Origin of the sequence: Methylobacterium aquaticum, assembly GCF_016804325.1 — a bacterium.
GTDB classification, from domain to species: Bacteria; Pseudomonadota; Alphaproteobacteria; order Rhizobiales; family Beijerinckiaceae; genus Methylobacterium; species Methylobacterium aquaticum_C.
The window spans coordinates 3352012-3372806 of record NZ_CP043627.1 but is presented as its reverse complement, the minus strand read 5'-3'; the positions used below and the strand labels follow the sequence as shown (position 1 = coordinate 3372806).

The following is a 20795-nucleotide window of genomic DNA, read 5'->3' as shown; positions in this document are numbered from 1 at the left end:
GGGGTCTACGGTTTTCGTGACGGGAATGTCACGGTCGCGACGGTCGCGACCGGTTTCTCACCCCTGCAGCAACCCGCGGGCGGCGAGGTTGCGCATCAGCGCCGCCGCGCCGAAGGTCCAGGGCTCGCAATCCTGGCAATGGCGCATGCGGTTGACCAGCGCCCCGAGCGCCGGGCTGCGGATCACCACCCGGTCGCCGACCTTGTGGGTGAAGCCCTGGCCGGCTGCGCCCCGGTCCTCGACCGGCGCGAACATCGTGCCGAGGAACAGGACCGCGCCGTCCGGATACTGGTGGGTCCCGCCCATCATCGCCTCGACGAGGTCGGCCGGGTCGCGGCTGATCTCGGAGAGGGCCGAGGTGCCGGACAGCCGGAACCCGTCCTCGCCGGTCACCTCCAGGCTCACCACCGTGCGGCGGACATGGTCGAGGGAGAAGCCGCCGTCGAACAGGCGCAGGAACGGGCCGAGCGCGCAGGAGGCGGCGTTGTCCTTGGCCTTGCCGAGCAGCAGGGCCGAGCGGCCCTCGAAATCGCGCAGGTTGACGTCGTTGCCGAGCGTCGCCCCGACGATGCGCTGGTCGGAGGCCACCACCAGGGCCACCTCGGGCTCCGGGTTGTTCCATTGCGAGCCCGGATGCAGGCCGGCCTCCTGGCCGCAGCCGACGGAAGAGAGCGGCTGCGCCTTGGTGAAGATCTCGGCATCGGGGCCGATGCCGACCTCGAGGTACTGGCTCCAGGCGCCTTGCGCCACCAGCACGTCCTTCAGCGCCATCGCCTCCGGCGAGCCGGGCTTGAGCCGGCGCAGGTCGTCGCCGACGAGGCGCCCGACCTCGAGGCGGATCGCCGCCGCGGCGTCCGGGTTGCCGCGCGCCCGCTCCTCGATCACCCGCTCGAGCATCGACACCGCGAAGGTCACGCCGGCGGCCTTGACCGCCTGGAGGTCGATGGGGGCGACGAGCCAGGGCTTCGACGGGTCGCGGGTGTCGGGGGGCGTGTTGGCCAGCACCGCGTCGAGGGGGCCGACCGTTTCGCCCACGGCTCCCCGCAGGGCGGCCGCCGGATCGGGTGCCTCGCACAGGTCGCGGATGGTCGGGAAGGCGCGGGTGATGTCGACGAGTTCCGGCGCACCGCCGGCCGCCTGCCGCACCGCGACGACGCTCGGCCCGCTCAGCTCCGGCCGCCAGATCCGGCCGGCCAGCGCCCCGGCGCAGCCATCCTCCGGCAGGATGGCGCGGGCGTCGTAGGCGTCGAGAATCGGCTGCATAGGGTCGGTCTCCTCCCGTCCGGCGCCCGTTCGGCGGGTGCGCGGCACGGGGAGAGACCTAAGCAGATTTCGCCGGAGTGGCTACCGGTTCGGCGCGAACAATCTGCGACGGAACAAGACCCTAAGCGGGCGAAGCGTTGGCCCGCCACCGCCAATCCGCCAAGAGCGCTTCGCGATCGCGTTGCCATCGCGAAGCTCTCAAGGCCTTTGTCTTCGCCGCATCTTCTTCGGCGAACCGGCATCCCTTCGTCTGAGCATGCTCCAAGCCCCCGAACGCCGCGGGGACGCGCCGAGGTGTCAGAGCCTGTTTGAGCAGAGTGATTTGACAAAAACTGAGAAGAAGTAGGATATATCCTACCCTTCCACCTCATCCTGAGGTGTTAGCCGATTGAAAATCGGCTGACCTCGAAGGAGGGCTCCAGAAGCCTCGGCGATCCCTGGAGCCCTCCTTCGAGGCTCACTTCGTTCGCACCTCAGGATGAGGTGAGTGGGTAGGATGATCCCGCCTGCCTCAAGTCTTGGGTTAGAAGTCCTGCTCGAATAGTCTCTCGGATCGTCTGGTTGGAGGCCCCGACTTGGCTGTTCTCCCGCAGCACGCCGTCCACCGCCCGGACCATCTCATCCAGCCGCGCCCGCGAGACCGGGCTCTCGACCACCCCGTACTCCTCCTCGTCGGCGCAATGCGGCGACACGGTCGGCGAGCCGAAGGTGGTGGGGAGCGCCGCATGGACCTGCGACAGGCCCTTGTCCGGATTGCGGTCGAGCGTCTCCAGCACGGCGACGGCCGTGAGGAGCCCCGCCGCCGCCGCCGCGGCCCACCGGCGCGTCGAAGAAGTGGCCCGACCTCTCGAAGCCGGCCGGCAGCCACTGGTGCGAAATCTCCTTGGTCCGGCGGATTGCCCGCGCGCAGGATCTCCGGAAGGTTCAGGCGGCGTCCGTGCGGCGGGCCAGGACCTGGCGGAGCGCCTGGTCGGCCGGGACCGGACGGCCGAGATGGTAACCCTGGAAGAACGGGCAGCCGAGATGGCGTAAGCTGGCGAGGTCGTCGGCCGTCTCGATGCCCTCGGCCACCACTTCGAGGCCGAGGGACCGGCCGAGGCCCAGCACCGCCTGGACCAGCCCGCGCTTGTCGTCGGAGGCCGACAGGCCGGTGACCAGGCTGCGGTCGATCTTGACCCGGCCGGCGCTGAGCTGGCGCAACGAGGCCAGCGACGAGTAGCCGGTGCCGAAATCGTCGAGGGCGACCCGGATGCCGGCGCCGGACAGCGCGAGGAGCTTGTGCTGCACCGCCTCGATGTCGAGGGCGGTCTCCTCGGTGATCTCGATCTCGAGGAGCGCGGGCGACAGGCCCAGGGCCCGCAGGCGGTCGAGCACGATCTCGTCGACCGGGAGCTGCCCCATCTCCCGCGGCGAGACGTTCATCGCCACCCGCACGTCGCGGATGCCGTCGGCCCGCAAGGTCTGCATCGCGCCGCAGACCTGCTCCAGGATGAAGCGCAGGAGCGATTCGGACAGGCCGGACCGGGCCGCGGCGGCGACGATCTCGCCGGGCGGGATCCAGCCATGGACCGGGTGGTGCCAGCGCACCAGGGCCTCGAGGCCGGCGATGCGGGTGCCGCCCTCGCCGAAGATCGGCTGGAACCAGACCGCGAGGCCGTTCTCGGCCAGCGCGTGCGACAGGTCGCGCTCGCCGTCGCGCCGCATCTCGAGGTGGCCGCGCAGGCCCTCGTCGAAGATCCGGAAGCGGTTCCGCCCGGCGGCCTTGGCGGCGTAGAGCGCCTCGTCGGCGCAGCTCAGCATCTGGGTCAGGCTGGGCCCGTGGGCGTGGCACAGGCCGATGCTGACGCCGAGGCGGCCCGCATCGAAGCTCTCGAACGGCTCGACCACCGCCCCGATCAGCGCCGCCGCCAGATCCGCGGGCGGCCATCCCGCGCGAGGATAGTCGGCGCGAGGGCCGTCGGTGCAAGGGGCATCGGTGCAAGGGTCGTACAGCACCGCGAACTCGTCGCCGCCGAAGCGGGCCGCCACCGCTCCGGGCGGCAGGGTCCGGCGCAGGCGCTGCGCCACCTCGATCAGCACCCGGTCGCCGGTCGAGTGGCCGTAGACGTCGTTGACCGACTTGAAGCCGTCGAGGTCGAGCAGCATCAGGCAGGGGGCGGGACCCGAGAGGAGGATCCGCGCCTCCGCCGCCTGCGCGAAGCCGGCCCGGTTCATCAGGCCGGTGAGGGCGTCGTGGGTGGCGCGCCGGCGCATCTCGTCGGCCAGGGCGCTCGCCGCCGCATGCGCCTCCTGGCGGGCCCGGGCGAGCGCCGTGGCCTCGTTCTTCAGCTTGGAGGTGCGGCGGAAGCCGCGCTCGGTCTCGATGGCGCTGCGCAGGAGGGCCGCGAGGTAGAGCACCACCGTCAGCGCCAGGCAGGTGCGCTCGAACCCGCCGCTCCAGGCAAGGCAGCCCGCCACCGTCAGGAGCGGCGGCGTGATGAAGCTCGCGGGAATCGCCGCATAGGCCATGCCGTGGGTGACGGCGCCGGCGGTGATGCCGCAGACCACGACGAGGTAGAACAGGCTCTGGGGCGCGGTGAACCCGTCGCACAGCAGCGCCGTCAGGGACCAGACGAGGCCCGACAGGAATGCCGCCGCGGTGGCGAGATGCAGGTGCCGGTCGACCGCGCCGGAGGCGGCACGGGCGAGGTCCGGCGGCGCGTCCTCGGCGGTGGTGAGACCGAGGCAGGGCGCCCGGCACAGGCCGAACCGGGTGAGGTTGACGATCGAGGACGCCGTGAACCAGACGAGACCCACACCGCCGAGACCGAAATGGGCCGCGACCAGCGCTCCGGTGACGCCGAGCGCCGCGTTGACCGGCATGGCGTGCTGCACGCTGCGGCGTACCGCCTCGAGCTGGTCGCGCCGGATCGAGGCGCGCAGGTTCGGACCGCCGCCACCATGCGGCAGGTCGGAGCTTGGTTCCTGGCTGCCTGGTTCGGACATGTCACCTCGGCGAATCAGCCTTGCTGTCGTAACGGCGGCCGGTAAAGAATCGTTGACTGACGACCGATCGCGTCCGGCTCGTCAAGGTTGCCAAGCTCTCGGACGCCGATTTCTTCGGCCCCGGCCTCCCTCGTCGCGCGGACACTGCCGCCACGGAACGGCGGCCGAGCCTGGCCGTTGATCATGTCGCGAGAATGCGAGGAGGCATCATGCGCAACGTGGTCAAGGCGGGTGTGGTGGCGGTCGTGACGCTGATGGGCGCCGGCGCGGCGGAGGCGAAGGGCTGCATCAAGGGGGCGATCATCGGCGGCATCGCCGGGCATTACCTGGCCGAGCGCGGCGTCGTCGGCGCCGTGGCGGGCTGCCTCGCCGGCCGGGCCCTGGCCAAGCGGCGCTCCCAGCGCGACGTCGATTACGGCGCCCGCGTGCGTCCTCGCGACGGCTACGGCTACGGGGCGGGCCGGAGCTACTGAGGAGCCGACGCTTCTCTTTCCCCGAATCGACACCGTCCGACGCCATCCCGGGTCCCGCTGCGCGGCCCCGGGGTGACGCCGGACGCGACGGCCGGTGCATCGCCGCCCGGATGCGGTCCTCCGGATCGGGGACCGGTCGCCGCACCCGCCGACGCGGCGATCCGTCCCGTGCCGTCGGCGTCCGCCGCCCCATCTGATCCTGCATCCGTCACGCTCGATCCGGGGGCGCATGGCCGTCTTCTTCACTGCCGACACGCATTTCGGCGACAGCCACATCCTGCGCCAGCGCGGCCGCCTGTTCACGGCGATCGACCACCACGACGAGACCCTGGTGGCGAACTGGAACGCGGTCGTCGGGCCCGGGGACGAGGTCTGGCATGTCGGCGATTTCGCGGCCCATGCCGAACGCGCCCATTGCGCGGCGATCTTCTCGCGGCTGAACGGCGTCAAGCGCCTGGTGCGCGGCAACCACGACAGCAACCGCGTCCTCGACCTGCCCTGGGCCGACCCGCCGGTCGAGAGCGCGCGGGTCACCCTGCGGGAGGATGGCCGCGAATGGCGGCTGTTCCTGGCGCATTACGCCCACCGGGCCTGGCCGGGCCTGTGGCGCGGCACCCGCCACCTCTACGGCCATACCCACGGGACGCTCCCCGACACCACCCGCTCCTGCGACGTCGGGGTCGATGCCTGGGAGTACCGCCCGGTCCGCCTCGCCGCGCTCGCGGCGCGGCAGGACGCGGCGACCCTGGTGCCGGAGGAACTGGCCCGGGATGCGGGGGGCGAGCGGAATCGCGCCGCGACCGCCGACATCGTGTAGGAGCGATGTACAGGCGCGATCGGGCAGGAGCGCGACCGGCCTCCATCCCCGGACCCGAAGGATGGCGGGAATCCAGGGTTCGCCGCGCCAAGGCGGGGCCGAGCCTGATTCCCATACCGGCAGCCGGCCTCTATATCGCAGGGCCCGACCCTCGATCTCGCGCCCACCGGACGCACCCCGGTCACGCGCCCGGGCAACCGTGATGCACGGCGAAGCCCTGCCCAGTCCTGTCCTCGGCGCCTTTCGTCGGACCGGCTGCGACATGGCGCAGGCGTTGGCCGTTCCGGTGGTTGCCAAGGACGAGGTCGCGGGTAGGACAAGCCGCGAGATGCACCGACTGGCCGCGCCCTTGCAGGGTCGGCCGGCCCCAGCGGGAGACCCGTCACCCGATGCACAAGATCATCCCCGTCGCCCCCTTCGATGCCGTCGTGTTCGGCGCCACCGGCGACCTGACGATGCGCAAGCTGCTGCCGGCGCTCTATTACCGCTTCCGCGATCGGCAGATCCCGGAGGAGAGCCGCATCATCGCGGCGGCGCGCACCCATCTCGGCACCGGCGAGTACCGGGACCTCGCCGCCGCGGCCCTGGAGCGCCACGTCCCGGCCGCTGACCGTGATTCCGACACAGTGACGCGCTTCCTCGATCATCTGGCCTATGTGGCGGTGGACGGGGCAGGGGATGCGGGCTGGGAGGATCTGGCGAACCTGCTCGCCGAGCATCCCGACCACGTCCGGCCGTATTATCTCGCCACCTCGCCGAGCCTCTACGGCTCGATCTGCCGCAACCTCAGTGCCCATGGCCTGATCGGCGAGCGCTCCCGCGTGGTGCTGGAGAAGCCGATCGGCCACGACCTCGCCTCGGCGCGGGCCATCAACGACCAGGTCGGCAAGGTCTTTCCCGAGAGCCAGATCTTCCGCATCGACCATTACCTCGGCAAGGAGACGGTGCAGAACCTGCTGGCCCTGCGCTTCGCCAACACGATCTTCGAGCGGCTGTGGAATGCCGACGTGATCGACCACGTGCAGATCACGGTGGCCGAGACCGTGGGGGTTGAGGGCCGCGGCGGCTATTACGATACGTCGGGCGCGCTGCGCGACATGCTGCAGAACCACATGCTGCAGCTCCTCTGCCTGCTCGGCATGGAGAGCCCGCTCTCCCTCGATGCCGACGCGGTGCGCGACGAGAAGCTGAAGGTGCTCCGCGCCCTGAAGCCGATTCCCGCCCACGAGGTGCCGCTGCGCACCGTGCGCGGCCAATACGTCGCCGGGGCCGTCAACGGCCAGCCGGTGCCGGGCTACGTCGCCGACCTCGCCGAGGACCGCACGAGCCTGACCGAGACCTTCGTGGCCTTGAAGCTCGAACTGATGACCCCGCGCTGGGCCGGGGTGCCGTTCTACCTGCGCACCGGCAAAAGGCTGCCGCAAAAGGTCTCCGAGATCGTGGTGCAGTTCCGGTCCTCGCCGTTCAGCATCTTCTCGGACGAGTTCGCCCGCGAGCCGAACCGCCTGGTGATCCGGCTGCAGCCGCAGGAGGGCATCAAGCTCGAGGTGATGACCAAGGAGCCGGGGCCCGGCGGCATGCGCCTGCGGTCGACCGGCCTCGACATCTCCTTCGAGGAGACCTTCAACCAGCGCTACCCGGATGCCTATGAGCGCCTGCTGATGGACGTGGTGCGCGGCAACGCCACCCTGTTCATGCGCCGCGACGAGGTCGAGGCCGCCTGGGCCTGGGCCGACACCCTGCTCAACGCCTGGGCCGACCGCCCGGAGCCGCCGCGCCCCTATCCGGCCGGCACCTGGGGCCCCACCGCGGCGATCGCCCTGATCGAGCGCGACGGCCGCACGTGGCACGAAGACATCGGCTGACGCCGATCGGGGCACGAGGACACCGGCTGACGCCGATCACGGCACGAGGCCACCGGCTGACGCGGAGGCGGTTGATTGGAATAAATCCAAGTTATTTCAAGGGCATGACGGCGGGATCGCATCCGCCGCGGCTTCCCTTCCGGTGCGTCCCGCTCTAGAGCGGGCCGCGAGAGTGAAGGCCCGCGCCCCGGCGTGCGCGGGCGTCGAGGATTGCATCATGTCGCCCATCCGTCCGTCCCTCGCCAGCCTCCTGGTCCTCGCGCTGCTCGCCGCCTCGCCGGCGCGCGCCCAGGAGGAGCCCGCCGGCGAAGCCCCGGCGGCCGAGGCGGCTCCGACCCACAAGGCCGCGCCCAAGCCCCGCCGTCCGGCGCCCAAGCCCGCCCCGAAGGCCGAGGCGGCGCCCGCCGCGGTGACGGCTCCGACCGGCGCCTGGCCCAACGGGGCGAGCGCGGTGAGCGAGGTCTACGGCGACTGGACCATCAGCTGCACCCGCGAGAACGACAAGCGCCAGTGCCAGCTGTCGCAGGCGCAGGGCGTGGCGCAGACCGGCCAGCGCCGCTTCAGCATCGAGCTGAACGCCCCCAGGACGGGCGCAGCAGCGGCCTCATGCTGATGCCGCTCGGCCTGTCGATCGAGCCCGGCGTGACCTTCAAGCTCGACGACGCGACGCTCGGCAAGGGCGCGCCCTACACCTCCTGCGTCCAGGCCGGCTGCATCGTGCCGATCAGCTTCCCGACGGTGGCCACGGATGCGATGAAGACCGCCGTGAACCTGCGCGTCACCGGCACCAAGCCCAACGGCGAGGCCGAGACCATCACGGTGCCGCTCGCGGGATTTGCCGCCGCACTCGCCCGGATGTCGCAGCTTTTGAGCTGATATCTTCACGCCTCGCTCAAGGGTTCGGCGCAGGATGGCGGGATGAGCCTCAGCACCGCCTCCCTCAACCCCGGCGCCATCTCCCACCAGGGCGCCGCCTTCACCCAGCAGGTCGCCGCCCTCGCGGCCCGGCGCCAGCTCGATGCCGAACGCGCCGTCGCCGGCCTGGTGGCCGAGACGGCGAATGCCCCGGCCCCGCCCGGGCAGGGCCAGCGGCTCGATATCAGGGTGTGATACCAAAGGTCGTTTCCAACGACCGTCGGTATCAGTCGATCCCGAACATCCGCTCCAGGAAGTTCTTGTCCTCCCGCGGCGGTCCGCCCCGCTGCGGGGCCGGCTGGCGCGCCGGGGCCTGGCCGCCGCCGACGAGGCCGTCGATCAGGCCGCCGAGCGTCTGCGGCTCGGCGGGGGCGGGGTTGGCGGACGCGACGGCGTTGCTGCTGCGGCGCCAGCGGGCGGCGCCGGGCAGGGGCACCGGCTTGTCGCCACGCAGGGCCGTGGTCATCACCCGGTTCCAGATCTCGACCGGCAGGTTACCGCCGGAGACCTTCTTGGTCGGCTCGCCGTCGTCGTTGCCGAGCCAGACGCCCGTGACCAGGGTGCCGGAGAAGCCGATCACCCAGGCATCGCGAAAATCCTGGCTGGTGCCGGTCTTGCCGGCGAGGTCCCAGCCCGGGATGTCGCCCTTCTTCGCGGTGCCGCTGACGAAGACCTCGTGCATCATGGCGTTCATCATGCCGACCGCGTTGGGGTCGATCACCCGGCCGAGCCCGCTCGGGGCGCGCTTGTAGACGGTCTTTCCGTCGGAGGTCTTCACGCTGGCGATCACGTAGGGGATCACCCCCATGCCGCCATTGGCGAAGGTCGCGTAGGCGCCCACCAGCTCGAGCGGCGTCACCTCGGAGGTGCCGAGCGCGATCGAGGCATTGGCCTGGAGCGGCGAGGTGATGCCGAGGCGTTGCGCCGTCTGCACCACCGCCTTCGGGCCGACCTCCATGCCGAGCCGCACCGCCACGGTGTTGAGCGAGTGGGCGAGCGCGTCGCGCAGGGTCACGGGGCCGCTGTAGTTGCGCGAATAGTTCTCCGGGTTCCAGCCCTTGATGTTGACCGGCGCGTCCTCCCGCACCGTGTCGGGGGTCAGGCCCCGATCGATCGCCGCGAGGTAGACGAAGGGCTTGAAGGCCGAGCCGGGCTGGCGCTTGGCGGTGGTGGCGCGGTTGAACTGGCTCTGGGCGTAGTCGCGCCCGCCGATGAGCGCGCGGATCGCCCCGTCCGGCCGCATCGTCACGACGGCGCCCTGGCCGACATTGTAGCGTCCGCCCTTCTGGTTCAGCTCGTCGACCAGCGCCCGCTCGGCCACCGCCTGGATCGCCGGATCGACGGTGGTCTGCACCGCGACGTCGGACTCGATCTTGCCGACGTAATCGTCGAGCACATCCATCACGAGATCGGCGACGTAATTGGCCGAGCCGCCGCCCTTGGCCCGCGCAGGCTTCGCCGGCTGGGCGAGCGCCACCTTCACGTCGGCCGGCTTGGCGAAGCCCAGCTCCTGCATCGCCGCCAGCACCTGGGCGGCCCGGGCCTGCGCGGCGGGCAGGTTGCGGTTGGGAGCGAGCCGCGAGGGCGCCTGGACGAGGCCGCCGAGCATCGCGGCTTCGGCCAGCGTCACGTCCTTGGCGGGCTTGGCGAAGTAGCGCTGCGCCGCCGCTTCGACGCCGTAGGCGCCGGCACCGAAATAGACCCGGTTGAGGTAGAGTTCGAGGATCTCGTCCTTGGTGTAGGTGTGCTCGAGCCACAAAGCCAGGATCGCCTCCTGGATCTTGCGCGAGGCGGTGCGCTCCTGGGTCAGGAAGAGGTTCTTGGCGAGCTGCTGGGTCAGGGTCGAGCCGCCCTGGGCGACGCCGCGGCGGGTCAGGTTCTGGCCGATGGCGCGGGCGATGCCGACCGGATCGATGCCGAGATGCGAGTAGAAGCGCCGGTCCTCGATCGCCACGAAGGCGCGGGGCAGGTAGGGCGGCAATTCGCGGATGCTCACCGTGCGCCCGCCGGTCTCGCCGCGATTGGCGAGCAGCGAGCCGTCGGAGGCCAGGATCGCGATGTTGGGCGGGCGCTTCGGCACCGCGAGCTGGTCGATCGGCGGCAGCTGCGAGGCGTGGTAGGCGACGATGCCGGCCACCGCCACCAGCCCCCACAGGCCGAGGATCATCGTGCCGTAGACGAGGGTGCCGAGGAACGAGCGCCGCCGGCGCCGCGGTGCCGCGGCCGCGCGGGCCGACCGCTTCGGCGCGGCCTTGCCCCTGGATGTGTCCTTGGCCACGCCGCCTCCCGCCCGGTCCCCGCGCGACAGGCGCAGGTCGAGGGATGCCGGATCTCCGGGGCCATCCGCCTCGAAGCGCGGCTCGACCCGACCCTTCCGCTCCCGACCCTTCGCCATCCCGCCGAGTTCCCCTTCGCCCCGAGTTCTTCTTCGCCCGCGGACATTTCCGGCCCACGCGGGGCATTCAAGAGACGCTAAATGAGGCGGGTTTAAGGGCCGTTAACCGAAATTTTGTCGAAGAATCACGGCCACTTAGCTCCGCAGCCGGAGGGCTGCGGCAAGCCGTGTCGGGAACGGGGGAGTCCGGGGAGCGTTGCGGTTGCTCTCACAAGGGGCCGACATGTTGCACCTGCTGGTGGCGGATGGGAACGACCGGGCCGGCCGCGAGACGCATCTCACGGTCTGCGCCAAGACCTCCGCCGAGACCTATGCCGGCATCCTGCGGGCGCTCGCCCCGGATGCCGTCTGCCACCTCGTCGCCCCGGCCGATTCCGACGCGGTGCTGCCCCGCGCGCTCGCCGACTGCGACGCCCTGGTGCTCACCGGCTCGACCCTGCATGTCGAGGAGGGCGGGCCGGCGGTGACCCGGCAATGCGACCTGGTGCGGGCGGCGCTCGCTGCCGGGCTCCCGGTCTTCGGCTCGTGCTGGGGCGTGCAGGTGGCCGCCACCATCGCGGGGGGCGTGCCGCCCGCAACCCGCGCGGACCGGAATACGGGCTCGCCCGCGCGATCTCCCGCACGGAGTCCGGGGCGGGCCACCCGCTCCTCGACGGCCGCCCCCGGCCTGGGACGCCCCGGCGATCCACGACGACGCCGTGATCGAGCCGCCGCCCGGCAGCCGGGTGCTCGCCGGCAACGACCGCCTCGACGTCCAGGCGATCGAGATCCGCCTCGGGGACGGGGTGTTCTGGGGGACGCAGTACCATCCGGAGCTCGACCTCGACGAGGTCGCGGCGATGCTGCGGCTCTCGGCGAGCGGGGTGGTGGAGGCGGGCCTCTGCCCGGACGAGGCCGCTCTCCAGACTTACGCCGATGCTTTTCGCGATCTGCACCACGACCCGGAAGGGCGTCCCGACCTCGCCTGGCGCCTCGGCGTCACCGCAGAGGTTCTGGTGCCGGAGCGCCGTCGGCGCGAGATCGGGAATTTCCTCGATCGGCTGGTGCGGCCCCGGCGTCGCCGCGCTTGAGCGCCTGCCTGAGGAGCTATCGGAAAGAAAAGGGGGTTGGGTATCCCACCCACTTACCTCATCCTGAGGTGTCAGTCGATCACGGATCGACTGACCTCGAAGGAGGGCTCCAGAAGTCTCGGCGATTTCTGGAGCCCTCCTTCGAGGCTCACTTCGTTCGCACCTCAGGATGAGGTGAGTGGGTGGGATTTGCAGATCTATTGATTTTTTCGACAGGGGGCCTGCTCAAACAGTTCCAGCGGCGCTCACGCCGCCCGCACGCCTTGCAGGAAGCGCGCGACCTCGGTTCCGAGATGCTCGGCCTGATGCGTCAGGGCGTCGGCGGAGGCGAGCACCCGGCCGGCGGCGGAGCCGGTCTCGCCGGCGGCCTGCGCCACGGCGCCGATGGTGGCGGTGAGCGAGCCGGTGCCGGCGGCGGCCCGGTCCATGGCGCGGATGATCTCCTGGGTCGCCGCGCCCTGCTCCTCGACCGCCGCCGCCACGGCGGAGGCCACCCCGTCCATCCCGCGGATGCGCGTGCCGATCGCCTCGATCGCCCGCACGGCGTCGCCGGTGGCGCCCTGGATGCGGCCGATCTGGCCGCTGATGTCCTGCGTCGCCCTCGCGGTCTGGCTTGCCAGTTCCTTGACCTCGGCCGCCACCACCGCGAAGCCCCGTCCCGCCGCACCCGCGCGGGCCGCCTCGATGGTGGCGTTCAGCGCCAGCAGGTTGGTCTGGTCGGCGACGCCCGAGATCAGGCTCACCACGTCGCCGATCCGGGAGGCGGCCTCGCTCAATTCGCCGACGAGGGCGGCGGTGCGGTCGGCCTCGCTCACGGCGGCACGGGCGAGGCCGGCGGATTCCCCGACCTGCTGGCCGACCTCGCGCACCGAGGCGCCGAGTTCCTCGGTCGCGGCCGCCACGGTCCCGACATCGCCCGCCGCCTGACCCGCGGCGGCCTCGGCCTCGGCCGAGCGGGCGGCGGCGGTGCCCGCCTTCTGGGACATCGCGTGGGCCGTCGCCTGCAGCTCGCCGGCCGCCGCCGCGACCTCGCCGACGATGCCGCCCACCGCCGCCTCGAACGCCGCCGCCATCCGCATCACGCTCTCGCGCCTCTCGTGCTCGGCTGCCACCCGGGCGGTCTCGCCCTCCTGTTCCAGGTCGCGCAGGCGCGCCATCTGGGCCTTCATCTCGCGCCCGGACTGCGCCAGCCCCGCCAGCGTCCGGGCGACGGTGCGGCAGATCCAGGCCAGCATCGCCGCCTCGATCGCCAGGATCCCGGCATGGAGCAGCACCCGTTGCAGGCTCGCCCCCGTCGGGAAGACGGCGCCGGGCAGGACCAGGTTCAGGACGAGATGATGCAGGGCCGTGGCGGCGGTGGCCGCCAGGATCACCCGCCAGTCGCACCAGCCGGCGAGCACCGCCAGGCAGGCGAAGAAGTACATGTGCAGGTCGACCTGCCAGGGATGGCCGGCGCTGGCATAGAGCATCACCGCCGCCATGCCGACGAGCGCCAGAGCGGTGGCGATCCGGGTCCGCAGCCCGGTCGCGTCGCGCCACCACGACAGGGTGGCGAGCGTCGCGAGCAGGGTCGCGGCCGCCCCGGGTGCGAGGGCGCCGCCGTCGCCGGCGATGAGCGGCAGCGCCGCCGCCACCGGAACGTGGGCCCAGAGCAGGCCGACCAGGATGCGGGCGTAGGAGCGGCGGAAGTCGTCGGCGTCGGTCATCATCGGGCAGGGCTCGGTGACGGAGAGGAATCGTCGTATCGGTCGGGTCCCGGGCCGCAGCCGCCGGCGACGACGGGATCGAGCACCAGCCACGCCCCGGCGCCGTAGAGGCGCCCGACGAAGCCCGCCTCGCTCGACCGGGCCACGACCAGGCCGGCCGCGCCGGCCCGCACCAGCGTGCCGCCCGCCGCCGTCACGATCGCGGCCGCCTCGGCAATGCCGCCGCCGGGCCGGCCGAGTACCGCCACCGCCTCGGAGCGCGGGACGGCGACGACGAGCAGTGGCGCCAGCAGCAGAAGCACCAGGCCGGTACTGTCCCGGAGGCGAAAACGCGCTTCCATCTGGGTCCGCCCCGGTTCCCTGACCTTGGCGGAATTTGTCGTGGAATCGCTGATGATCGGTAAAGACTGGGGATGATTGATCCGCCGCCCACCCGGATAACCGTAAGTCAAACGAGGCCAAGACAGCGAAACGGCGCCCCCTCGCGGGAGCGCCGTCGTCGAGCCCGACCGGGAGCCGCCGGGGTCAGACCGTGCGGGCGGAGGCCAGCGGCGGGGTCGCGGCGGGGCGCTCCTCGCCGACGAGGTGGCAGGCGGCGGGCCGGCGGAACAGGAACCGGGCCGGGGTATGGCGGACCAGCCGCTCGATCCCGAGGGGCACGGCCACCGCGGCCAGGGTCACGAGGAGCGATACGAGGCCGACATCCGTGATGACCCCGCTCTTCACCAGCACAATGCGCAGGGCCGCCATCGGCAGGAAGAAGGCGAGGTAGATCACGATCGAGCGCTCGCCGCAGGCCCGGAGCATCGCCGTGACCGGACCGCCGGCCCGGGTCAGCAACGCCGCCGCGCACACGATGGCGAGCGCGCCGGCCGCCCCAGCACCAGGCTCACGCCGGGCAGGCTCGCGAGGTTCGGGTGGGAGGGGAAGCCGGACGGCGTGACGACGAGGACGCCCTCGACCAGGGCCCAGGCGGCGAGCCCGAGGAGCGCGAGGCCGCTCCGCGCCCGCACCCTGTCGGCGAGGGCGAAGATCCGGGCCGCGAACAGGTAGCCGGCGACGAAGTAGACGAAGCGATCGCAGAACTCGTCGATCAGGGTCGAGCCGGTATGGATAGGCGCCAGTTGCAGCAGGGCGGCGCCGATCAGCAGCACCGGGCCGGGCACCCGGCGCAGCAGCTTCACGGCGATGGAGAACACCGCCAGCAGGTAGATGAACCAGAGGGTCGAGTACGGCTCGATCAGGCCGTGGGCGAGATGGGCGAGGAACGCCCCCGGGCCCGCCCCCTCGGTGATCTGGCCGTACTTCACCGCCGACTGGAGTACCATCCACAGCAGGTAGAAATAGGCGAAGTGGACGATGCGCCGGTCGGAGAAGAGCCGCCAGTCGCGATCGACGACGCGGCCAACGAACAGGCCCGACAGGAGGAAGAAGTCGGGGATCCGGAACGGTTTGGCGAACTCGACGACGTGGTGCATGAAGCCCTCGCCCCCCATCGCCTCGCCGACTCCGAGGGTGGAGTGCATCATCACCACCAGGATGATGCAGATGCCCTTGGCGACGTCGACCCAGGCGAGGCGCCCCGCCTCCGGCGCGGCGCGCGGGCGCAGCGGCGGGCTGACTGGATCGTCCGGCCGGACCGAGAGGGCGGGTTCGGTGTTGGGGCGGGCGGACATCGGGCGTCTCCACGAGGATGCCCCGAGCCTCGCAGGCAGACGTAAAGATCGGAGCCGGGGCGGCCGGTCGAATCGTGCGGAAATCGGCCAGGATGGATTCACCATCCCGCCGACGACTACGGCCGCCCTATCGAAAGCTCCGCCTGGTCTCCCGCCGCGTCCGGGTCATCCGCGTCGCGGTGTGGAAATCGTCCGGCTTGCCGCGGACCCAGGCGAGGAAGCGGGCGATCTCCGGCTCGGCCCGCAGGCTCTCGACGTCGCTGAGCCGGCGCGCCAGCTCGGCCTCGCTGTGGCGGGCATGGATCGCCGAGTGGCAGATCTGGTGCAGCTGCACCGTCTCGCCATGGGTACCGCCCTTCAGCTTCGGCGTCAGATGGTGCCGGCTCTGGCGGGCACCGGGCGGGATCGGCCGCTCGCAGAGCGGGCAGATCACGACCTTCGGGGTCGTGTAGGCATGGGTGGAGGGGTCGTCGTCGCGCCAGAGCCGATCACGGCGTCCCAAGGCAGGCTCCTGAAAGACGGGGACATCTCACGGTATCTGGGGCGCCGGGCGGGCGGGGGACAAGGCGGCGCGACCATCGGCGCGACGGCCTGGATGCCGCAGCGTTCCGCGACCCGCGATTGACAAACCCGACCCGTCGCCGGACAGTGGCGCCGTTACCGAGGGGAGCCCCCGCCGACAGGGGCTGAGATTGGACGATCGTGCGTCCTGACCCTTGAACCTGATCCGGTTCGTACCGGCGGAGGGACGGGAACCTGCCATGATCGACGTGACCCGTGCGTCCTCGCGCCCCGAGGCCGGATCGTCTCCCCGGGAGAGATCCATGAACGCACCGATCCTCGCCAAAGACCTTCCGCACAGCGTCACCACCGGGCCGATCACCGGCTCGGCGAAGGCCTATGCGTCGCCGAGGGACCGCTCCGACTTGCGGATTCCCTATCGGGAGATCGTCCTGACCGATCCGGGCGAGGCGCCCGTGCGGGTCTACGATCCCTCCGGCCCCTATACCGAGACGGGCGCCCGCATCGACCTGCGAGCCGGCCTGCCGGAGATCCGCGCCCCCTGGATCGAGACCCGCGGCTATGCGGCGGTCGCGCCCCGGGCGGTGAGGCCGGAGGATAACGGCTTCGTGCCCGAGGACAGACTGGTGGCGCCGTGCCCGGCCGCCCGCACCGTGCGCCGGGGCGAGGCCGGCCAACCCGTGACCCAGTACGAGTTCGCGCGGGCCGGGATCGTCACCGAGGAGATGATCTACGTCGCCCACCGCGAGAACCTGTGCCGCGAGGCGATGCTGGCCGGCGCCGAGGGCAAGCTCGCCGACGGCGAGAGCTTCGGCGCGGCGATCCCGCCCTTCATCACCCCCGACTTCGTGCGCGAGGAGGTGGCGCGCGGGCGGGCGATCATCCCGGCCAACATCAATCACACCGAGTTGGAGCCGATGGCGATCGGCCGCAACTTCCTCGTCAAGATCAACGCCAATATCGGCAACTCGGCCGTCACCTCCTCGGCCGCCGACGAGGTCGAGAAGATGGTCTGGGCGATCCGCTGGGGCGCCGACACCGTCATGGACCTCTCGACGGGCCGCAACATCCACAACATCCGCGGCTGGATCCTGCGCAACGCGCCGGTCCCGATCGGCACGGTGCCGATCTACCAGGCGCTGGAGAAGGTCGGCGGCGATCCGCTCAAGCTCGACTGGGCGGTGTTCAAGGACACGCTGATCGAGCAGGCCGAGCAGGGGGTGGATTACTTCACCATCCATGCCGGCGTGCGCCTCGCCCACGTGCCGCTCACCGCACGGCGGGTCACCGGCATCGTCTCGCGCGGCGGCTCGATCATGGCGCGCTGGTGCCTCGCCGGGCACCGGGAATCGTTCCTCTACGAGCGCTTCGAGGAGATCTGCGACATCTGCCGCGCGTACGACGTCTCGTTCTCGCTCGGCGACGGCCTGCGCCCGGGCTCGATCGCGGATGCCAACGACGCGGCGCAGTTCGCCGAGCTGGAGACCCTGGGCGCACTCACCAAGATCGCCCACGCCAAGGGCTGCCAGGTGATGATCGAGGGCCCCGGCCACGTGCCGATGCACAAGATCAAGGTCAACATGGACAAGCAGCTCAGGGAGTGCGGCGAGGCGCCGTTCTACACGTTGGGCCCGCTCACCACCGACGTGGCGCCGGGCTACGACCACATCACGTCCGGCATCGGCGCGGCGATGATCGGCTGGTACGGCACCGCGATGCTCTGCTACGTCACCCCGAAGGAGCATCTCGGCCTGCCGAACCGCGACGACGTGAAGACCGGCGTCATCACCTACAAGATCGCCGCCCATGCCGCCGACCTCGCCAAGGGGCACCCGGCCGCGCAAGTGCGGGACGACGCCCTGTCGCGGGCCCGGTTCGACTTCCGCTGGGAGGACCAGTTCAACCTCTCCCTCGATCCGGATACCGCGCGCGCCTACCACGACGAGACCCTGCCGAAGGACGCCCACAAGGTCGCGCATTTCTGCTCGATGTGCGGCCCGAAATTCTGCTCGATGAAGATCACCCAGGACCTGCGCGCCGACGTGCTCGCCATGGAGGAAGCCTCCCGGGTGGTCGCGGAAGCCACACCCCTGAGCGAAGCGGAGCGGATCGCCGGCATGGCCCAAAAATCGGCGGAATTCTTGGGCGAGGGCGGGAGGCTCTACGTCGAACCCGGCGAGTAAGGACCCCCACGCGATGCCGATGCAGGCCCCCGCCACCCCGCCCGGGCCTGCCCCGTCCGCCGATCCGGGATTGCCCGTGCGGGGAGGCCCGCGTCCCGGCTCGATCGTGCGCCGCCTCGTCGTGTTCGGCCTCGGCCTCGCCGTGCCGATCCTGATCTTCGGCGGCGTGGTCCTGTGGCAGTTCGCCGACGCCGCCCGCGAGCGCCTGGAGGCGGAGGCGCTCGGCCGCGCCCGGGTGGAGGCGGCGGCGGTCGACCGCGAGATCGCGAGCCTGATCGCCACCCTGGAGGCCCTGAGCCTCTCGAACGCGCTCCAGCGCGGCGACGTGACGGCGTTCCGCGAGCAGGTGCAGGAACTGGCCCGCCGCAGCGGCCTGCCGGCGATCCTGCGCGATTCCGACGGGCGCCGGCTGATCGACCTCGGCGACGAGCCGATGCCCGAGCGACTGGACGCGGCGGATGCGAGCGCGCTCACCGGCCGCGCGGCCGTCTCGGGCGTGATCGACGGGCATGTCCGGGTGACGGTGCCGGTCAGGCGCCGCGGCGGCGACGCGGTGCTCTACCTCCTGTCCTTCTCCCTGCCGACTGCGCGGCTGCGCGACGTGCTCGTCTCCGGCGGCGTGCCGAAGGCCTGGGTGATCACCATCATCGACGGCGACCAGCGGATCGTGACCCGCACCCGGTCGCCGGAGCGCTTCACCGGTACGCCGGCGCCCGAGGCGCTGCGCAGGGCCACCGGGCCGGAGGGCCACTGGCGCGGCGCCTCCCTCGAGGGGGAGCCGTTCTTCGCCGCCTATGCCCGGGCCGGGGTGCCGGATTGGCGCGTCGCCGTCGGGGTGCCGGAGGAGACGCTGGCGGCCCCGGTCCGGGCCTCGCTGGTGTGGTTCGCCGGGCTCGGGATCATGCTGGCGGCGATCGCGGCCGTCCTGGCGCTCGCCTTCGCCCGCGGCATCGCGGCCCCGCTCCACGCCCTGCGCGACCAGGCGGTGGCCCTCGGGCTGGGCCGCGCGGCGCCGGTGCTGACCGGGGTGCCGGCGGAGGTCGCCGCGGTGAGCGCCGAGATCGCCGGCGCCGCGCAGCGCCAGCGCGAGCGCACGGCCGAGCGGGCGCGGGCCGCCTCGGCGCTCCGCGCCGAGACCCAGCGCCTGGAGGTGCTGAACCGCCTCGGCACGGCGCTCTCGAGCGAGCTCGACCGCCAGCGCCTCGGCGACGCGGTGGTGGAGGCCGCCACCCACCTGACGGCCGCGGCCTACGGCGCCCTGTTCGAGCGGGTGCCGGAGGGGCCGGACGGCCCGGAGCATTGGCGCCTCCTCAGCCTCACCGGGGGCCCCCGCGAGGCCTTCACCCGCTTCGGCCTGCCGCGGGTGACGAACCTGTTCAGCGAGACCTTCGCGGCCGGCGGAGTGGTCCTGAGCGAGGACGTAACGACGGATCCGCGCTACGGCAGCCATGGCGGCATGCCGAAGGGCCACCTGCCGGTGCGCAGCTATCTCGCGGTGCCGGTGGTCTCCGGCACCGGCTCGACCCTCGGCGCCCTGCTGTTCGGCCATCCCGAGCCGCACCGCTTCGGCTCCCGCGAGGCCGCCCTGATCGAGGGACTGGCCGGGCAGGCGGCGGTGGCGATGGACAATGCTCGCCTGTTCGCCTCGGTGCGGCGCGAGCAGGACCGTTTCGCCGCGGCCGTCCAGGCGGTGCGCGGCGTGCTCTGGACCAACGGTCCCGACGGCCGGATGACCGACGACCAGCCGGCCTGGGCCGGGCTGACCGGGCAGACGCCCGCGCAATATGCCGGCTTCGGCTGGGCCGATGCGGTGCATCCGGACGACCGCGCCACCAGCGTCGAGACCTGGAACGCGGCGGTGGCCGAGCGCCGGCGCTACACCCACGAGCACCGGGTGCGCCGCCATGACGGGGTGTTCCGCACCTACGCGATCCAGGCGGTGCCGGTGCTCGATCCCGACGGCACGATCCGCGAATGGGTCGGCGTGCATTCCGACATCACCGAGCAGCGCGCCGCGGAAGCGGCCCTGCGCGAATCGAACGAGGAGATCCAGCGCTACGCCTACATCGTCAGCCACGACCTGCGGGCGCCGCTCGTCAACATCATGGGCTTCACCAGCGAGATCGAGGCGAGCCAGGACGACATCCGGACCGCGCTCGCGGGCCGGCCGGACGCCGCGCGGATCGACGCCGACCTCGCCGAATCGGTGAGCTTCATCAAGGCGGCGATCAACAAGATGGACGGGCTGATCAACGCCATCCTGAAGCTGTCGCGGGAGGGGCGGCGCAACTTCCAGCCCGAGCCCCTGGCGATGACCGCCCTGGTCCAGAGCCTGGCCGACGCGCAGCGCCACCAGGCGGACACGGTCGGCGCGGTCATCACCATCGGCGATCTGCCGGACCTCGTCGCCGACCGGGTGGCGGTCGGGCAGATCTTCGGCAACCTGATCGACAACGCGATCAAGTACCTGGCGAAGGACCGGCCCGGGAGGATCGAGATCTCGGGTTCGGTCTCGGACGGGCTCGCGGTCATCGCGGTGCGCGACAACGGCCGCGGCATCGATGCCCGCGACCACGCCCGGGTGTTCGAGCTCTTCCGCCGCTCCGGCGTCCAGGACCGGCCGGGGGAGGGGATCGGACTCGCCCATGTCCGCACCCTGGTCCGGGTGCTCGGCGGGCGGATCGACCTCGAATCGGAGTTCGGGGTCGGCACGACCTTCACGGTGACGCTGCCCCTGCGCCAGGCCTGAGCGCGACCGGTGCAACGGCAGGTTAACGTGACCGGCATGTTTTTCTACGCCGACGGCGTGTCCCTCGGCCGGGGAAATGGTCTAGAGAGAGTATGACGGGAGCATGTCTCCCGCGCACGACCGCGGTCGGCGCGGTGTTCGTGATGAGGTCAAGGGCGTCCCGGCATGGTCGGGTT

12 protein-coding genes, 4 pseudogenes and 1 riboswitch are annotated in these 20795 nt (G+C 71.7%); of the genes and pseudogenes, 8 read left to right on the top strand and 8 right to left on the bottom strand.

Features of this window, described 5'->3' with window-relative positions:
* Positions 1-57: 57 nt before the first annotated feature.
* The 3 genes and pseudogenes from F1D61_RS15305 to F1D61_RS15295 all read right to left on the bottom strand — a co-directional run bounded on the left by F1D61_RS15305 (position 58) and on the right by F1D61_RS15295 (position 4248).
* Positions 58-1263, bottom strand: a complete 1206-nt coding sequence (locus F1D61_RS15305; RefSeq protein ID WP_203158741.1) for a fumarylacetoacetate hydrolase family protein — start codon at positions 1261-1263, stop codon at positions 58-60.
* Positions 1264-1814: 551 nt separating this feature from the next.
* A pseudogene (locus tag F1D61_RS15300) lies at positions 1815-2121 on the bottom strand (phosphomannomutase/phosphoglucomutase); the annotation flags it as partial.
* Positions 2122-2187: 66 nt separating this feature from the next.
* A complete protein-coding gene (locus F1D61_RS15295; RefSeq protein WP_203158739.1) occupies positions 2188-4248 on the bottom strand; it encodes a putative bifunctional diguanylate cyclase/phosphodiesterase in 2061 nt (686 codons plus the stop codon).
* A 209-nt stretch (positions 4249-4457) separates the two neighbouring features.
* Here F1D61_RS15295 and F1D61_RS15290 point away from each other — a divergent pair, with 209 nt between their 5' ends.
* From F1D61_RS15290 to F1D61_RS15270, 5 genes and pseudogenes are all read left to right on the top strand, one after another.
* Positions 4458-4721 (top strand): hypothetical protein, encoded by a 264-nt coding sequence (locus F1D61_RS15290; RefSeq protein ID WP_203158738.1) that lies wholly within the window; start codon positions 4458-4460, stop codon positions 4719-4721.
* A 229-nt stretch (positions 4722-4950) separates the two neighbouring features.
* Positions 4951-5538 carry a metallophosphoesterase gene (locus F1D61_RS15285; RefSeq protein ID WP_203158737.1) on the top strand — a complete coding sequence of 196 codons (588 nt, stop codon included), beginning with the start codon at positions 4951-4953 and terminating at the stop codon, positions 5536-5538.
* Between the two features lie 389 nt (positions 5539-5927).
* Positions 5928-7403 (top strand): glucose-6-phosphate dehydrogenase, encoded by a 1476-nt coding sequence (zwf, locus tag F1D61_RS15280; protein ID WP_203158736.1) that lies wholly within the window; start codon positions 5928-5930, stop codon positions 7401-7403.
* Between the two features lie 217 nt (positions 7404-7620).
* Positions 7621-8279 (top strand): annotated as a pseudogene (locus F1D61_RS35380) (invasion associated locus B family protein).
* Between the two features lie 42 nt (positions 8280-8321).
* Complete coding sequence (locus tag F1D61_RS15270; protein ID WP_203158735.1) at positions 8322-8513, top strand: hypothetical protein; 192 nt, start codon at positions 8322-8324, stop codon at positions 8511-8513.
* A gap of 31 nt (positions 8514-8544) precedes the next feature.
* On the opposite strand, the gene F1D61_RS15265 is transcribed toward F1D61_RS15270, so the two are convergent.
* Positions 8545-10713 carry a transglycosylase domain-containing protein gene (locus F1D61_RS15265; protein WP_203158734.1) on the bottom strand — a complete coding sequence of 723 codons (2169 nt, stop codon included), beginning with the start codon at positions 10711-10713 and terminating at the stop codon, positions 8545-8547.
* A 223-nt stretch (positions 10714-10936) separates the two neighbouring features.
* Here F1D61_RS15265 and F1D61_RS15260 point away from each other — a divergent pair.
* Positions 10937-11783, top strand: a pseudogene (locus F1D61_RS15260) (glutamine amidotransferase-related protein).
* A 245-nt stretch (positions 11784-12028) separates the two neighbouring features.
* Here the strand turns inward: F1D61_RS15260 and F1D61_RS34820 are convergent.
* The 4 genes and pseudogenes from F1D61_RS34820 to F1D61_RS15240 all read right to left on the bottom strand — a co-directional run bounded on the left by F1D61_RS34820 (position 12029) and on the right by F1D61_RS15240 (position 15667).
* Positions 12029-13492 carry a methyl-accepting chemotaxis protein gene (locus tag F1D61_RS34820; RefSeq protein WP_281437044.1) on the bottom strand — a complete coding sequence of 488 codons (1464 nt, stop codon included), beginning with the start codon at positions 13490-13492 and terminating at the stop codon, positions 12029-12031.
* Entirely contained in the window at positions 13489-13830 is a 342-nt protein-coding gene (locus F1D61_RS15250) for a hypothetical protein (protein ID WP_203158733.1), read from the bottom strand. The genes F1D61_RS34820 and F1D61_RS15250 overlap by 4 nt, the downstream gene beginning before the upstream one ends.
* 184 nt (positions 13831-14014) lie before the next feature.
* A pseudogene (locus F1D61_RS15245) lies at positions 14015-15099 on the bottom strand (acyltransferase family protein).
* Positions 15100-15292: 193 nt separating this feature from the next.
* On the bottom strand, positions 15293-15667 hold the full coding sequence (locus tag F1D61_RS15240) for a restriction endonuclease (RefSeq protein WP_203158732.1): 375 nt from the start codon (positions 15665-15667) through the stop codon (positions 15293-15295).
* Positions 15668-15818: 151 nt separating this feature from the next.
* Positions 15819-15931, top strand: a riboswitch (TPP riboswitch).
* A gap of 58 nt (positions 15932-15989) precedes the next feature.
* Here F1D61_RS15240 and thiC point away from each other — a divergent pair.
* Positions 15990-17870, top strand: coding sequence for a phosphomethylpyrimidine synthase ThiC (gene thiC, locus F1D61_RS15235; RefSeq protein WP_203158731.1), 1881 nt, complete (start codon positions 15990-15992; stop codon positions 17868-17870).
* A 13-nt stretch (positions 17871-17883) separates the two neighbouring features.
* On the top strand, positions 17884-20619 hold the full coding sequence (locus tag F1D61_RS15230) for an ATP-binding protein (RefSeq protein ID WP_246775901.1): 2736 nt from the start codon (positions 17884-17886) through the stop codon (positions 20617-20619).
* Positions 20620-20795 lie beyond the last annotated feature (176 nt).

What these genes read in the sequence shown, in the direction of transcription:
- F1D61_RS15290 (WP_203158738.1), top strand. Translation starts at nt 4,458, where the DNA reads ATGCGCAACGTGGTCAAGGCGGGTGTGGTGGCGGTCGTGACGCTGATG.
- F1D61_RS15250 (WP_203158733.1), bottom strand. Translation starts at nt 13,830, where the DNA reads ATGGAAGCGCGTTTTCGCCTCCGGGACAGTACCGGCCTGGTGCTTCTG.
- F1D61_RS15270 (WP_203158735.1), top strand. Translation starts at nt 8,322, where the DNA reads ATGAGCCTCAGCACCGCCTCCCTCAACCCCGGCGCCATCTCCCACCAG.
- zwf (WP_203158736.1), top strand. Translation starts at nt 5,928, where the DNA reads ATGCACAAGATCATCCCCGTCGCCCCCTTCGATGCCGTCGTGTTCGGC.
- F1D61_RS15265 (WP_203158734.1), bottom strand. Translation starts at nt 10,713, where the DNA reads ATGGCGAAGGGTCGGGAGCGGAAGGGTCGGGTCGAGCCGCGCTTCGAG.
- F1D61_RS15305 (WP_203158741.1), bottom strand. Translation starts at nt 1,263, where the DNA reads ATGCAGCCGATTCTCGACGCCTACGACGCCCGCGCCATCCTGCCGGAG.
- F1D61_RS15295 (WP_203158739.1), bottom strand. Translation starts at nt 4,248, where the DNA reads ATGTCCGAACCAGGCAGCCAGGAACCAAGCTCCGACCTGCCGCATGGT.
- F1D61_RS34820 (WP_281437044.1), bottom strand. Translation starts at nt 13,492, where the DNA reads ATGATGACCGACGCCGACGACTTCCGCCGCTCCTACGCCCGCATCCTG.
- F1D61_RS15285 (WP_203158737.1), top strand. Translation starts at nt 4,951, where the DNA reads ATGGCCGTCTTCTTCACTGCCGACACGCATTTCGGCGACAGCCACATC.
- F1D61_RS15230 (WP_246775901.1), top strand. Translation starts at nt 17,884, where the DNA reads ATGCCGATGCAGGCCCCCGCCACCCCGCCCGGGCCTGCCCCGTCCGCC.
- thiC (WP_203158731.1), top strand. Translation starts at nt 15,990, where the DNA reads ATGAACGCACCGATCCTCGCCAAAGACCTTCCGCACAGCGTCACCACC.